Annotated in this window: 11 protein-coding genes; 6 read left to right on the top strand and 5 right to left on the bottom strand. The window is 62.5% G+C overall.

Going from position 1 to position 13,602, the window contains the following annotated elements; genetic code table 11:
* Positions 1-399 precede the first annotated feature (399 nt).
* Together putP and B2U07_RS10515 are read left to right on the top strand one after the other, a co-directional pair.
* Complete coding sequence (gene putP / locus B2U07_RS10520) at positions 400-1,884, top strand: sodium/proline symporter PutP (RefSeq protein ID WP_197855101.1); 1,485 nt, start codon at positions 400-402, stop codon at positions 1,882-1,884.
* 98 nt (positions 1,885-1,982) lie between these two features.
* Positions 1,983-2,195 carry a VF530 family DNA-binding protein gene (locus B2U07_RS10515; RefSeq protein WP_197855103.1) on the top strand — a complete coding sequence of 71 codons (213 nt, stop codon included), beginning with the start codon at positions 1,983-1,985 and terminating at the stop codon, positions 2,193-2,195.
* An 11-nt stretch (positions 2,196-2,206) separates the two neighbouring features.
* Here B2U07_RS10515 and B2U07_RS10510 read toward each other — a convergent pair whose 3' ends face one another.
* Both B2U07_RS10510 and B2U07_RS10505 read right to left on the bottom strand, forming a co-directional pair.
* Complete coding sequence (locus tag B2U07_RS10510; protein ID WP_275546934.1) at positions 2,207-3,088, bottom strand: alpha/beta hydrolase; 882 nt, start codon at positions 3,086-3,088, stop codon at positions 2,207-2,209.
* A gap of 95 nt (positions 3,089-3,183) precedes the next feature.
* Entirely contained in the window at positions 3,184-6,282 is a 3,099-nt protein-coding gene (locus B2U07_RS10505) for a transglycosylase domain-containing protein (protein ID WP_275546933.1), read from the bottom strand.
* Between the two features lie 222 nt (positions 6,283-6,504).
* Between B2U07_RS10505 and B2U07_RS10500 the strand changes: the two genes are divergently transcribed.
* From B2U07_RS10500 to B2U07_RS10490, 3 genes are read left to right on the top strand one after another with little or no spacing between them, the layout of a single operon-like run.
* Complete coding sequence (locus B2U07_RS10500) at positions 6,505-7,185, top strand: class I SAM-dependent methyltransferase (protein ID WP_275547010.1); 681 nt, start codon at positions 6,505-6,507, stop codon at positions 7,183-7,185.
* A 2-nt stretch (positions 7,186-7,187) separates the two neighbouring features.
* Positions 7,188-7,622, top strand: coding sequence for a VOC family protein (locus tag B2U07_RS10495; protein ID WP_197855108.1), 435 nt, complete (start codon positions 7,188-7,190; stop codon positions 7,620-7,622).
* On the top strand, positions 7,609-8,430 hold the full coding sequence (locus tag B2U07_RS10490; RefSeq protein ID WP_275546932.1) for an aldo/keto reductase: 822 nt from the start codon (positions 7,609-7,611) through the stop codon (positions 8,428-8,430). The genes B2U07_RS10495 and B2U07_RS10490 overlap by 14 nt, the downstream gene beginning before the upstream one ends.
* Positions 8,431-8,485: 55 nt before the next feature.
* Here B2U07_RS10490 and B2U07_RS10485 read toward each other — a convergent pair whose 3' ends face one another.
* Positions 8,486-9,442: a hypothetical protein gene (locus B2U07_RS10485; protein ID WP_197855111.1), complete on the bottom strand. Its 957-nt coding sequence runs from the start codon at positions 9,440-9,442 to the stop codon at positions 8,486-8,488.
* Positions 9,443-9,462: 20 nt separating this feature from the next.
* Positions 9,463-11,178 carry a proline--tRNA ligase gene (locus B2U07_RS10480; RefSeq protein ID WP_275546931.1) on the bottom strand — a complete coding sequence of 572 codons (1,716 nt, stop codon included), beginning with the start codon at positions 11,176-11,178 and terminating at the stop codon, positions 9,463-9,465.
* Positions 11,179-11,306: 128 nt separating this feature from the next.
* On the opposite strand from B2U07_RS10480, the gene B2U07_RS10475 reads away from it, so the two are divergent.
* Positions 11,307-11,714 carry a PaaI family thioesterase gene (locus tag B2U07_RS10475; protein ID WP_197855325.1) on the top strand — a complete coding sequence of 136 codons (408 nt, stop codon included), beginning with the start codon at positions 11,307-11,309 and terminating at the stop codon, positions 11,712-11,714.
* A 72-nt stretch (positions 11,715-11,786) separates the two neighbouring features.
* On the opposite strand, the gene B2U07_RS10470 is transcribed toward B2U07_RS10475, so the two are convergent.
* Positions 11,787-13,091: an OprD family porin gene (locus B2U07_RS10470; RefSeq protein ID WP_275546930.1), complete on the bottom strand. Its 1,305-nt coding sequence runs from the start codon at positions 13,089-13,091 to the stop codon at positions 11,787-11,789.
* Positions 13,092-13,602 lie beyond the last annotated feature (511 nt).

Here is a 13,602-nt window from a genome sequence, read left to right as displayed (position 1 = left end):
TGCAAAAACTCCAGAGCTTTCAGCAAGAAGCCCGTTCACCTCTGCCACTAAATTCCGCCCTTCACTTTCGTTACGACCGTTTTGTCTGCGCCGATTGGTCAGACCAGCTTTGCTGGGCTAGACCGATAATAGACGTGCATGCAGCCGAAGTAGGGGTGGTAACGCGATTCGGTGGCCGCAGGCGTAAGCCAGGGAGGTCAGGGAAAGTGCTCATGCACTTGCCGATGCAGTGACGAAGTGGTGGAGATTTTCACTGCGCCGGTATCTGTCCCTGATCGTGCTCGCCAGGCATCGGTGTGACGAGGAAAGAAACCGGAGCCCCGTATCCGCGAACGCGGGTGCGCTTTGCCAAGCCGGGCACGGTGCCCAAGAACAACAAACGAGAGGGGAGCCCCCCAAATGACAGCTAGTACTCCAATGCTCGTCACCTTCGTGGTGTACATCGCAGCCATGGTGCTGATCGGCTTGATCGCCTATCTGCGTACCAAGAACCTTTCCGACTACATTCTCGGTGGCCGCAGCCTCGGTAGCTTCGTTACCGCGCTGTCCGCCGGCGCTTCCGACATGAGTGGCTGGCTGCTGATGGGCCTGCCGGGCGCGATCTTCGTCGCCGGCATCTCCGAAAGCTGGATCGCCATCGGCCTGGTGGCGGGTGCCTACCTCAACTGGCTGTTCGTTGCCGGCCGTCTGCGCGTGCAAACCGAGCACAACGGCAATGCCCTGACCCTGCCGGACTACTTCACCAACCGTTTCGAAGACAACAGCCGCATCCTGCGCATCTTCTCGGCGCTGGTGATCCTGGTGTTCTTCACCATCTACTGCGCCTCCGGCGTGGTAGCCGGTGCCCGCCTGTTCGAGAGCACCTTCGGCATGTCCTACGAGACCGCACTGTGGGCCGGCGCCGCTGCGACGATCGCCTACACCTTCATCGGTGGCTTCCTGGCGGTGAGCTGGACCGATACCGTGCAGGCCACGCTGATGATCTTCGCGCTGATCCTGACCCCGGTGGTGGTGATGATCGCCACCGGCGGTTTCGATCCGGCCATGGCTGCCATCGAGGCGGTCGATCCTACCAACTTCGACATGCTCAAGGGCGCGACCTTCGTCGGCGTGATCTCGCTGATGGCCTGGGGCCTGGGCTACTTCGGCCAGCCGCACATCCTGGCGCGCTTCATGGCCGCCGATTCGGTCAAGTCGATCCCGGCTGCGCGCCGCATCTCCATGACCTGGATGGTCCTGACCCTGGCCGGCGCGGTTGCCGTAGGCTTCTTCGGCATCGCCTACTTCTCGGCGCACCCGGAAGTCGCCGGCCCGGTCGGCGAGAACCCGGAGCGCGTGTTCATCGAACTGGCCAAGCTGCTGTTCAACCCGTGGATCGCCGGCATTCTGCTGTCCGCCATCCTGGCTGCGGTGATGAGCACCCTGAGCTGCCAGTTGCTGGTGTGCTCCAGTGCGCTGACCGAGGATTTCTACAAGGCCTTCTTGCGCAAGGGTGCCTCGCAGACCGAACTGGTCTGGGTCGGTCGTGGCATGGTGCTGCTGGTGGCGCTGGTCGCCATCGCTCTGGCCGCCAATCCTGACAACCGTGTACTCGGCCTGGTGTCCTACGCCTGGGCCGGCTTCGGCGCCGCGTTCGGGCCGGTGGTCATCCTGTCCCTGCTGTGGAAGGGCATGACCCGCAACGGCGCGCTGGCCGGTATGCTGGTCGGCGCCACCACCGTAATCGTGTGGAAGAACTGGATTGGTCTGGGTCTGTACGAGATCATTCCAGGCTTCATCCTCGCCACCCTGGCCATCGTTATCTTCAGCCGTATCGGTCAAGCGCCGAGCCCGTCGATGCTGAGCCGCTTCGACAAGGCCGAGAGCGAATACAAGTCGGCCTGACCTTGCCGGCTTGACTCGAAGGCGATGACTACCAGGTAGTCATCGCCTTTTTCGTTTGCGGCTCTAAGATATGCCTACCATTTTCGACGGATGCTCTCATGACCAGCAATGATCCACTCCACGGCCTGACCTTACAGGCGATTCTCACCGCGCTGGAGGAGCGCATCGGCTGGGAGGGGCTGGCCCGAGAGGTCGATGTGCGCTGTTTCAAGCATGAGCCGAGCATCAAGTCGAGCCTGACCTTTCTGCGCAAGACGCCCTGGGCGCGGGCCAAGGTCGAACAGCTCTACCTGCAGCAATTCAAGTCCTGAAATCGCGCGGGTCAGTTGATCTCCAGCCCCAGCGCCTGCAACGCCTGTCGGTAGCTGTTACCGGCCATGCGCAGGCCGTTGTTGTGGTTGGCGCCCTCGATCAGCAGCAACTGCTTCGGCTCGCTGGCCGCATCGAACAGCGCTTCACTGAAGCGTGAGGGCACGTAGCGGTCGTTGCGCCCATGCGCGATCAGCACCGGGATGCCGACCTCGCCGATCTTGCTCAGCGAATCGAACTCCTGAGACAGCAGCCAGCGAACCGGCAGCGAGGTGTTGGCCACTGCGGCGGCCACATCGCCCAGATTGGTGAAGCTGGATTCGACGATCAGGCCGGCGGCCTGCGCTCGATCTTCGCCCGCCAGTTCGTGCGCCAGATTGACGGCTACCGCGCCGCCAAGCGAATGGCCATAGATGAAGCGTTTGTCCGCTTCGGGCTGCAGGCGAGTCAGGTGTTCCCAGGCGATCAGCGAGTCCTGATAAACGCTGCGCTCGGAGGGCAGGGCGCCACGGCTTTGGCCGAAGCCGCGATAATCCACCGCCAGTACCGAGAAGCCCATGGCGTGCAACTGCTCGATGCGAAACAGCTGGCCTGTCAGGTTCCAGCGTGAACCATGCAGATAGAGCAGCGCCGGGGCATCCTTGCGGGCTGCGGGCCACCACCAGGCGTGCAGGCTTTCATCGGCGCCCAGGTCTGGCGATTGCAGTTGCACGTCCTCGATGCCGGTGGGCAGGCCACTGAACCAGCGGGCGGTGCCGGGCTCGATGCGAAACACCAACTCGCGTTCGGTCTGCTCCAGTTTGGCGCAGCCGACGGGTATCAGCACCAGCAGGCAGGCCATCACGATCAGGCTCAGGCGACGGCGGCGTAGCAGGGCGAACCAGGATGAGCGCATCGGCGATACTCATGAACAGCAACGAATGATGCAGCGATGGACTGCACAACCGATGCCGGGTTTCGCCAGTCGCCGGCCGCTGTGGTTACCAGGTATTACCGGCGGCTGATCTGCACTGCGCTCAGCGCTGTGTCGCAGCGCGTCGCGCTGCCCGGTTCGAGATAGGGCTCGAGAATCGGCGCCATGCCCTTGAGCACCTGTACCGGCAACGCCGAAGTGAAGGTGAAACGCTCGGCCTCACGTCCCGGTACGAAAGCGGTGAGGGTGCCGTAGTGCCGCGGGCCGAGAAAGAATACGAAGGTGGCCGTGCGGTTCATAGCCCTGGAGCTGATCACCCGGCCGCCTGCGCCGACGCTTTCGATGCGGTTGTCGCCGGTACCAGTCTTGCCGCCGAGCGTCAGGCTCTGGCCGTCGTGCAACTGGAAACTGCCCTGCAGGCGCCGCGCGGTACCGCCTTCGACGACCTGGGAAAGGGCATTGCGTAGCGCTGCGGCGACTTCCGACTGCATCACCCGCTTGCCACCATGAATATCGCGCTCGACCCGCGTTTCGTAAGGCGTGCCGGCGGCGAAGTGCAGCTCGTCGATGCGCAGCACCGGCTGCCGGATACCGTCGTTCTGGATGATGCCCATCAGTTCGGCCAGCGCTGCGGGCCGGTCACCGGAGCTGCCCAGCGCGGTAGCCAGTGAGGGAACCAGATGCTGGAAGGGATAGCCGAGATTCTTCCAGCGCCGGTGGATGTCGGAGAAGGCTTCGACTTCCAGCATGATGCGGATGCGGCTGTCACGCGCGCTCTTGTGCCGGCTGCGGAACAGCCAGCCGTAGACTTCCTGACGCTCGTCGACACTGGCTGCTACGGCGTCGCTGAAGTTCGCCTGCGGGTTGTCGATCAGGTAACCCAGTAGCCATAGTTCCAGCGGGTGAACGCGGGCGATATAGCCCTGATCCGGCAGGCTGTAGGCACCGGGGCCGTAATCCTTGTAGAGGCGGGCGATCCGTTGATCGCTGAGTTTTTCCTGCGGCAGCTGCGCGCGCAGGAATGTGGCAAAGGTTTCCTCATCGGCCTGCGGCAGCAAATAACGATGCACGGCGCCCAGGCGTACCGAGGTCTGGCGCAGGCCGCTGATGAAGGTCTCCAGGCGCTGCTGCTCTGCCTGGCCTTGATACTTGCGCCAGAAGCGCAGCAGGAAGGTGCGCCCCTCGCGGTCGGCGAAGCGCTGCAGGTATTCCTGGCGGCGCGGGTCCTTGTCGTCCTTGAGCAGTTCGGCGCTGCTCTGGTAGCTGCTGTAGCGCACCAGGTCGCGCATCAGACGTACGAAGGGCAGGTTGATCGACTCGCGCAACGACTCGCGCAGGGTCGGGTTACGACCGTTGTCCTCGCGGCGGAAGTTGCCGAAGGTATGCAGCCCGCCGCCGGTGAAGAAGCGCTCATGTGGGCTGGCCGAATAGCGCCGTTCCAGCGCGGCGTCGAGCATGCTGGCCAGGCCCGCGCCGGGGTTGGCCTGCAGATAGGAGATGGCCCAGCGGCTGAGGTAATCCTGCTCGGCGATTTCCACCTGGCGCAGCTCGGCCGGGCTCTTGTCGGCGTGGCGCTGATGCAGCTCGGCGATGATTTCCAGATAGGTGGCCAGCACTCGCAGTTTGGCGGTAGAGCCGAGCTCCAGCTTGCTGCCCTCGTTGATGTCGAAAGGCTGGTCGGTGCTGTCGGTCTGCACCCGCACCCGGCTGCCTGTCGGCGTGCGTTCGAACAGGGTGAAGCTGTAGCGCACTTCAGCAGTCTTCTGCGGCGACAGCAGGCGTTCTCCGAACAGGCCGATCTGCCCGGCGAATTCCGGATTGGCCAGGTCCTGCAGGTAGGTGCTGACCTGCTGCTGCAGATCGCGCTGCAGGGTGCTGCGCGCAGCCAGATCGAGGCGATCCAGGTCGTAGAATGGCATGCCCAGCAGGTTGGACAGGCGTGAGCGCGCCACGCTGATGCCTTTGTCGCTTTCCACCGCACGCAGGTTGGGTTCCTGCTGCCAGTCGCGATATTGCAGTTTCTGCGCGAGGGCCGCGTCGCGCAGGTCGGCATCGATCAGGCCGCCGCCGGCGAGCAGGCGAATATGGCTATCGGTCAGCGACTCCATGTCGTGTCGCCCTTGCGCGAGGTAATAGGAGGGCCGGCGTTGAGCGATCATCAACGACAGCATCTGCCGTAGGGCCATGCCACGCTCGGCAAGGCTGGCGTCGGGCGAGCGGCGCGGATCGAGCAGGGCGTTGCTGCGCTCGAAGTCGGCGCCGTACCAGATGCGCAGGCCATCGGCCAGGCCGTGCACCTCACCATGGCCGGGCGCGGCGGACAGCGGCACGCTGTTGAGATAGTCGCGCACGATGCGCTGACGCGCCTCCAGCGTCTGCGGCCCGTGCTGGTAGGCGCGCACGCTGGCGGACAGCATCTGCCGCAGTTTTTCCCCGGCAGACAGTGTCAACCCGTCTGGCGAGTGGCGGTACTTCTCCAGCTGAGTGGCCAGGGTGCTGCCGCCAGCGGACTGGTCCTGCACGTCGAGCATCTTGCCGAGTTGCGATAGCGCCGCCATGGCGAAGCGCGGCCAGTCCACCGCCGGGTTGGCCAGCGGCTGCGACGGGTCGAGCAGGTGGCGGTTCTCGATGAACAGCAGGCTGTTGACCACCAGTGGCGGGATGCTGTCGAAGTCGGCATAGCCGTGCTGCGGGTAGCGAAACTCGTAGAAGGGCGTGCCGCGGCAGTCGCTGATGGTCAGGCCGCTCTGGCTCTTCTCGGTAAAGGGTGGGAACAGGCCGCGGCGACTGTAGGCCATCAGTTCGTCGGAGAAACGCGCCTGCTCGGTGATCTGGTAATCGCGCTGCTGCAGGCGCTCCAGCATCAGTGGCAGGTAGGCATAGCCCTGGCGTTTGTCGAAGGGGCCATCGCTTGGGTACAGGATATTTTCGCTGGGGCCGGCTTCGACCTGATAGGTGAGGCTTGCGGCATAGCGGCTCAGTTCGCGCGACTGGAAATGTGCGCTGCGCGATTCGAACACCAGCAGCGCGGTGCCAGCCAGCACCAGCGATACCAGCAGCAAATACAGGCTCAGACGCCAGTGACGCCCTGCCGAAGCCGGCTTTCGCTGAGCCTGTGCGCTGGCCGATGAGGCCAGTTCACGCTGCTGCGAATTCACTTGCCATGATGCGCCCATAAATCACCGGCCTGGTCTGTCAGCATCATATAAACCGCGAGATTGCCTCTTGCCGGAAGCTGACCCTGGGTCGGCTGGGCTGCGGTCGTCTCGTCTGCCTCACTATCAGCGTAGACGCTGGCGCGGCGTCTGGCTGGCGCTTTTTGCAGGTTGCGCGGCTTGTACCTCGATTGCGAGCAGGCCTGCTAGACTCGCAGGATTGCATCGATGCAGGGAATCGGCATGCAGCGCGACCATCGTGAACAGCTTCAGCAAAGCTGGCAGGCCAACGCCGATGCCTGGGCTGCCGCAGTGCGCGAACAGCGTATCGAAAGCCGGCGCCTGGTCACCGATGCGGCCATCATCCAGGCCGTTCTGGCGCTGCAACCCAAGCGAGTGCTGGATATTGGTTGCGGCGAGGGCTGGCTGTGCCGTGGTCTGGCCGAGCATGGCATCGAGCCGGTCGGGGTGGACGCCTCTGCGCCGCTGATCGAAGCAGCCCGCGCAGCTTGCGACGGGCGCAGCCAGTACCGCGTCTGTGGATATGCCGAGCTTGAGGCGCATGCCGAGCAACTTGGGCGTTTCGAGGTGCTGGTGTGCAATTTCGCCCTGTTCGAGGAGCCGCTGCAGCCGTTCCTGCGCAGCCTGCACGCGTTGCTCGCACCTGGTGGCAGCCTGTTGATCCAGACCCTGCATCCCTGGCGCGCCAGCCATGGCGAGCCCTATCAGGACGGTTGGCGGGTCGAGGATTTCGTCGGTTTTGGCGAGGGTTTTCAGGCGCCCATGCCCTGGTTCTTCCGCACCCTGCAGTCCTGGCTGTCGCTGATCGGTGAGACCGGCTGGCGGCTCGAATGGCTGCAGGAGCCGCTGCATCCCGAGAGCGTGCAGCCGGTGTCCTTGCTGTTGTTGCTCAAGCCGCTCTGATCATGCAACTGCTGCTCAACCTCGACGTTCCCGATCTGCCGGCCGCCGTGGCCTTCTATCAGCAGGGTCTTGGTTTAAGCGTGGGGCGCGTGCTGTTCGACGGCTCGGTGGTCGAGATGCTCGGCGCAGCCGTACCGCTCTACCTGCTGCACAAGGCTGCCGCCACTCGACCCAGCCCAGAGGCAGATGTGCAGCGCGACTACCGCCGGCACTGGATGCCGCTGCACCTAGATCTGGTCGTCGCTGACCTCGACGCTGCGCTGGCTCGGGCACTGGGTGCAGGCGCACAGCAGGAAGGTGAAATCCATGAATATGACTGGGGGCGCCTGGCCACGCTGAGTGATCCCTTCGGTCACGGGCTGTGCCTGCTGCAATGGCGTGGCGAGGGATATGACCTGGTTACAACCCATGGGGGAGCTATCGATGCGCAGAATTGAGTTGGCAGGCACACAGGTACCGGTGATCGGCCAGGGTACCTGGCGCATGGGCGAGGACGAACGCCAGCGTACGCGTGAAGTCGCGGCGTTGCGTGAGGGGCTCGACCTCGGCCTGAGCCTGATCGATACCGCCGAAATGTATGGCGAGGGCGGCGCGGAGCAGGTGGTGGGCGAGGCCATCGCCGGGCGTCGGGACGAGGTGTTTCTGGTTAGCAAGGTCTACCCGCACAACGCCAGTGTGGAAGGTGTCCAGGCGGCCTGTGAGCGCAGTCTTAAGCGCCTGGGTTGCGAGCGCATCGACCTGTATCTGTTGCACTGGCGCGGCCGCTATCCGCTGGCGGAAACCGTCGAAGGTTTCGAGCGCCTGCGTGAGCAGGGCAAGATTGGCGCCTGGGGCGTCTCCAACTTCGACCTGGACGATCTGCTCGAGCTGGATCAGCCGGCGTGCCGGACCAACCAGGTGCTGTACAACCTGGAGGCGCGCGGCGTCGAGTATGACCTGCTGCCCTGGCAACAGCGCGCCGGCATGCCGCTGATGGCCTATTGTCCGCTGAGCCAGGCGGGCGCCTTGCTGCATGAACCCGTGCTGCGACAGGTGGCTGAGCGGCATGGGGCTGCGCCGGCGCAGATCGCGCTGGCCTGGACGCTCAGGCAGGACGGCGTGATTGCGATTCCCAAGGCCGTAGGCAGCGCGCATCTGCGCGACAACGCCGCGGCGGCTGCGATCATCTTGAGTGCGGACGACCTGGCCTTGCTCGATGCGGCCTTTGCGCCGCCTGCGCGCAAACAGACTTTGCAGATGGTTTAACGGGATCAATCGTAGAGCGGGTACAACCTTTAGGGTGCAACTGCGACAATCGAGCTCAGTTGGCCGGATCGGCAGCCAGGCGTCCGGCGTCTTTGAGCAGCGCCTTGAGGAAGGCGTCCTGTAACTCGGGGTCGTTGCGCGTCAGCTCGATCAGGCTCTGTTCCAGCTCGCTGGCTTCCTCCTCCAGGCCGAGATCGGACAGGCGCTTGACCCGGTGCACCCATTGGGCGACGTCGTCGCCTTCGAGGTCGTCGAAGATCAGATCATGCGCTTCATGAAGCTTGCCGCGAAGGGTGTGGCTGACCATCAGCGTCGTTTCGGCACGTGCAACATCATCGCCAAGGCGGTCTTCCACGCTTAGCTGCAGCATGTTCAGACGGGTGATGTCCTGCTCGGTGAACGGGCTGTCCAGCAGATTGAGGCGCAGCACACCGGTGCTGTCGGTGAGCAGCTCGAACTGCTGATCGCCCGCCCTGACCTGAACCGGGCGTTCGGCCCAGGGCAGGTTGATGTATTCCATGCGGCGATCGCGCTGAACCTCGTCGATGCTGGCGAGGTTCTGCTCGGCACGACCGTTGGACTCGACGTTCATGAACGGGTTGAGGCCGGCCATGCCGTAGCTGATCCAGTCGCGGGTCGCGGTTTCCGGCAAGCTGCCGAGCAACACCACGTTGAGGATGTTCGCGCCGACACCGGCAACCACCGCGACCGCCCCCATCGGCACTTCATAAATCTCGCGCCAGGGCTGGTAAGGGGTGTAGCGGTCGTAGCGGCGGGTCACCTCGAAAGCCGTGACCTCGAAGCTCTTCTGGTCATGCACACGCACACGGCGTTGCGGCAGCTCCAATACCTTGGGCTCGCCGGCATCGATCTGCAGCTGGTGATCCAGCAGTTTGCGTTCGACGCGCTCCTCATGCTCGCTGCGTTGCGGCAGCTGGTTGGCGCAGCCGCTGAGGAAGAGGGCGCCGCACAGGGCGGCGCCGATGAGGCGAAGGTTGCTGCTCGTGTACATGATGTCTCGGTAGGGCGTGATCAGCGACTGATACGGGCTTGCAGGAAGGACAGTATCTCGGCCAGCGGTACGGCTTGCGCTTCGGTCTCGGCACGGCTCTTGTACTCGAGGTTGCCCTCGGCGAGTCCACGGTCGCTAACCACCACGCGGTGCGGGATACCGATCAGCTCCATATCGGCGAACTTGATGCCGGGGCTAGTTTTCTTGTCGCGATCGTCCAGCAGCACCTCGAAGCCGGCTGCAGTGAGCTCGGCGTAGAGCTTGTCGGTGGCCTCGCGGACCTGCTCGGTTTCGTAGCGCAGCGGCACTAGGGCGATGTGGAACGGCGCCAGGGCGTCGTTCCAGCGGATACCGCGCTCGTCGAAATTCTGTTCGATGGCCGCAGCCACCACGCGCGATACGCCGATGCCGTAGCAGCCCATGGTCAGGGTGACCGGCTTGCCGTTCTCGCCGAGAACCTGGCAGTTCATCGCCTCGCTGTACTTGGTGCCGAGCTGGAAGATATGGCCAACCTCGATACCGCGCTTGATCACCAGCGTGCCCTGGCCGTCCGGGCTCGGATCGCCCTCGACGACATTGCGCAGATCGGCCACCGTCGGAACCGGCAGATCACGCTCCCAGTTGACGCCGAAATAGTGCTTGTCATCGATGTTGGCACCGATAGCGAAGTCGCTCATCAGCTCCACGGAGCGGTCGATGATCACCGGCAGCGGCAGATTCAGCGGGCCCAGAGAGCCGGCGCCTGCACCGATGGCGGCACGCAGCTCGGCATCGGTGGCCATGGTCAGCGGGTTGGCGACCTGCTCCAGATTGGCGGCCTTGATCTCGTTGAGTTCGTGATCGCCACGCACCACCAGCGCGATCAGCTTGCCTTCTTCGGCAGCATGAACGATCAGGGTCTTGATGGTCTTCTCGATCGGCAGGTTGAAGCCTTCGACCAGAGCTGCGATGGTTTTCGCGTCGGGGGTATCGACCAGGCGCAGCTCTTCACTCGGCGCAGGGCGCACTTTCTCGCGCGGCAGGGCTTCGGCCTTTTCGATATTGGCAGCGTAATCGGAGCTGTCGCTGAAGGCGATATCGTCTTCGCCGGAGTCGGCCAGCACATGAAATTCATGCGAGCCGGTACCGCCGATGGAGCCGGTATCGGCTTGTACCGGGCGGAAGTTCAGGCCCAGGCGGGTAAACACGTTGCAGTACGCCTGGTGCATGCGGTCATAGGTTTCCTGCAGGGAAGCCTGGTCGGCATGGAAGGAGTAGGCGTCCTTCATGATGAACTCGCGACCGCGCATCAGGCCGAAGCGCGGACGGATCTCGTCACGGAATTTGGTCTGGATCTGGTAGAAGTTGATCGGCAGTTGCTTGTAGCTGTTCAGCTCGTTGCGGGCCAGTTCGGTGATCACTTCCTCATGGGTCGGGCCGACGCAGAATTCGCGATCATGGCGATCCTTCACACGCAGCAACTCGGGGCCGTACTGCACCCAGCGGCCGGATTCCTGCCACAGCTCGGCCGGCTGGATGGCGGGCATCAGCACTTCCAGCGCGCCAGCGGCGTTCATTTCCTCGCGCACCACGGTCTCGACCTTGCGCAGCACGCGCAGGCCCATCGGCAGCCAGGTGTACAGGCCGGAGGCCAGCTTGCGGATCATGCCGGCACGCAGCATCAGCTGGTGGCTGATCACCACGGCATCGGAAGGGTTTTCTTTCAGGGTCGAGAGCAGGAACTGACTGGTACGCATGTTTGGCCGTTCTGTCGGTTGCTAGGGCTTGGAATAGGCCGGCATTGTACGGTGCCTATACAGTGGCGTACAGGAGTGGCGCGGGGGCGGGAGCGCTGCCGCGTTGATCAGGAGGAATAATAGTGGGGCTGACTGCATTTGAAGTCCAAACCCTGATTCGGGGTGGGCTGCCGATGGCCGAGGACATTGATCTGCGGATCGACCGGCTCGACGAGAAGGGCGTGCTGGCGCGGGTGCCCTTTCACGCCAAACTGGTGCGCCCGGGCGGGACGCTGTCCGGTCCAACCATCATGGCGCTGGGTGATGCAGCGATGTATGCGGTGGTGCTGGGGCGCCTGGGGCGGGTAGAGATGGCAGTGACGTCCAATCTCAATATCAACTTTTTGATCAAACCCAAACCGGTCGATTTGTTGGCCGAAGCGCGCATATTGCGGTTGAGTCGGCGTCAGGCTGTTTGCGAAGTTTCGTTATATTCGGATGGAAATGAGAATGAGTTGGTTGCGCATGTAACGGGAACTTACGCTTTGCCTCTCTAAATTGCTGAAGCGTAAATAAAGAAACCCGGCCTTGGCCGGGTTTCTCTATGCTGCTATCGAGTAGCGCTGAAGTTACAGAACGCTCAGCGGGTATTCGACGATCAGGCGCAGGTCGTTGTTGTCTGAACCGTTGACCGAGTTGTACGCACTGTTGGCACGCCAGATGGCGCTACGAAGGCGGAACGACAGGTCTTTGGCGGCACCATCCTGAACGACGTACTTGGTTTCGAAGTTGAACTCATGTTCTTTACCTTCGTCAGCGAAACCTACAACGTCGATATTGTCGCCGTAGATATAGCGAGTCATGAAGCTCAGACCCGGTACGCCATACTCGGCCATGTTCAGGTCGTAGCGAGCCTGCCAGGAGCGTTCGTCCTTGCCATTGAAGTCGGAGTATTGCACGGAGTTGGCCAGCCAGACGGTACCGCCGCCGTCTACGCCGTATTCATAGCCACGATCACCGCTCGAGCGCTGGTGGGCCAGGGTGAAAGTGTGGGCGCCCAGCGAGTAGGCAACTGCAAGACTCCAGATGGTGTTGTCTTGGTCGCTAGCAGTATTGGTGTAGGTCTTGTCGTAGTCGGTCTTGTAGACGTTGAAATCGAAGTTCAGAGCCTGCTCTTCGGCCAGAGACAGGTTGTAGTTGACGTTGCCGTAGTACTTCTTCCAGTAGTCCTCTACATCGGAGGCGTGGAATGCTGCACTCAGGTCATCGGTGAACGAGTAGGAAGCACCCACGATATTGGCGTACTTCAGGCCAGCTTCACCTTTGCCGTTGATGTCATCGCGGCTGGTGCCGGTCTGGCTGCTCATGGCGGTGAAGCGACCGGCGCTCAGTTCCAGGCCTTCAATTTCGTTACTTACCAGATAGGTACCGGTGGTGACTTCTGGCAGGATGCGGCTATCGTCGGTGGAGAATACCGGGCTGGCGGTGAACTGACTGCCATACTTCAGAACAGTGTCGGAAATACGCAGCTTGACAGCGCCACCAACCTCGGTCTGAGTATCGTCGCCACGACCGTCATCGGTCTGGGCGAACTGGCCAGTGCCGTAGCGACCGCGACCGCTGTCGAGCTTGATGCTGCTCAGGGAGTGAGCGTCGAAACCTACGCCTACGGTACCTTGGGTGAAGCCGGATTGGTACAGCAGGCGAATGCCCAGGCCGGTCTCTTCGCGATAACCTGCCGGATTGGCAGAAGTGCTTGCACCGTTCGAGGCGCCATTCTTGAAATCGCGGTTCATGTACAGAACGCGGTTGAAGATGTCGAAGCTGCTGTCTTCGAGGAAGCCGTTCGACTCGGACTGGCTGGACGCCACGGCCATTTGGCTGGTGCCCGCGGCTACTGCCAGGGCGATTACGCTCCACTTCATCACTTGCATCGTGATTGCTCCTTGGGTTTGGAAGAGTTGCGCTGCCCACTGTTTTTTTATATGGGCGGCTCTTTCTTTTTGTGTCGGCGCTAACTTATAGCACGCAGCCAATGTTGGCGATAGTTGCAGTCTATTCGTTGCGGCTTCGTTCATGCTTGTGTCGCATCGCGTGAGGAGGAATGTCGCAAATCTATAGCTCTGCACTTGCGTTTCGTTGCACCAACGTCTCCGCGGTTCTCGGGTGCCAAAGACCGCTGTTATTGGTCGACTGCACGGCTTGCCGGGCATTGCTCTCACAAATAGCAAAAGTCATGCTCAAAATCTGCTTCTCACTCTAAAACCTTGATTTTTGAGCACAGAGCAACTCGTTCTGCCGCGCAAATGCTGCCCTTGGCGCGGGTTTGCGAGGGGGATGCGGGCCTGTGCGGGCTGCAGCCAGAGTGCGCCGTCAGTAAGCTGCCTGTCGCTTCGTCGGTAACGCTCAGCGTCGTCCCATTACGGGAAGAAACAAAATGGTGCA

This window comes from Pseudomonas sp. UBA7530 (assembly GCF_002479365.1).
Lineage (GTDB): Bacteria > Pseudomonadota > Gammaproteobacteria > Pseudomonadales > Pseudomonadaceae > Aquipseudomonas.
This window is presented reverse-complemented; position numbering and strand designations above follow the sequence as displayed.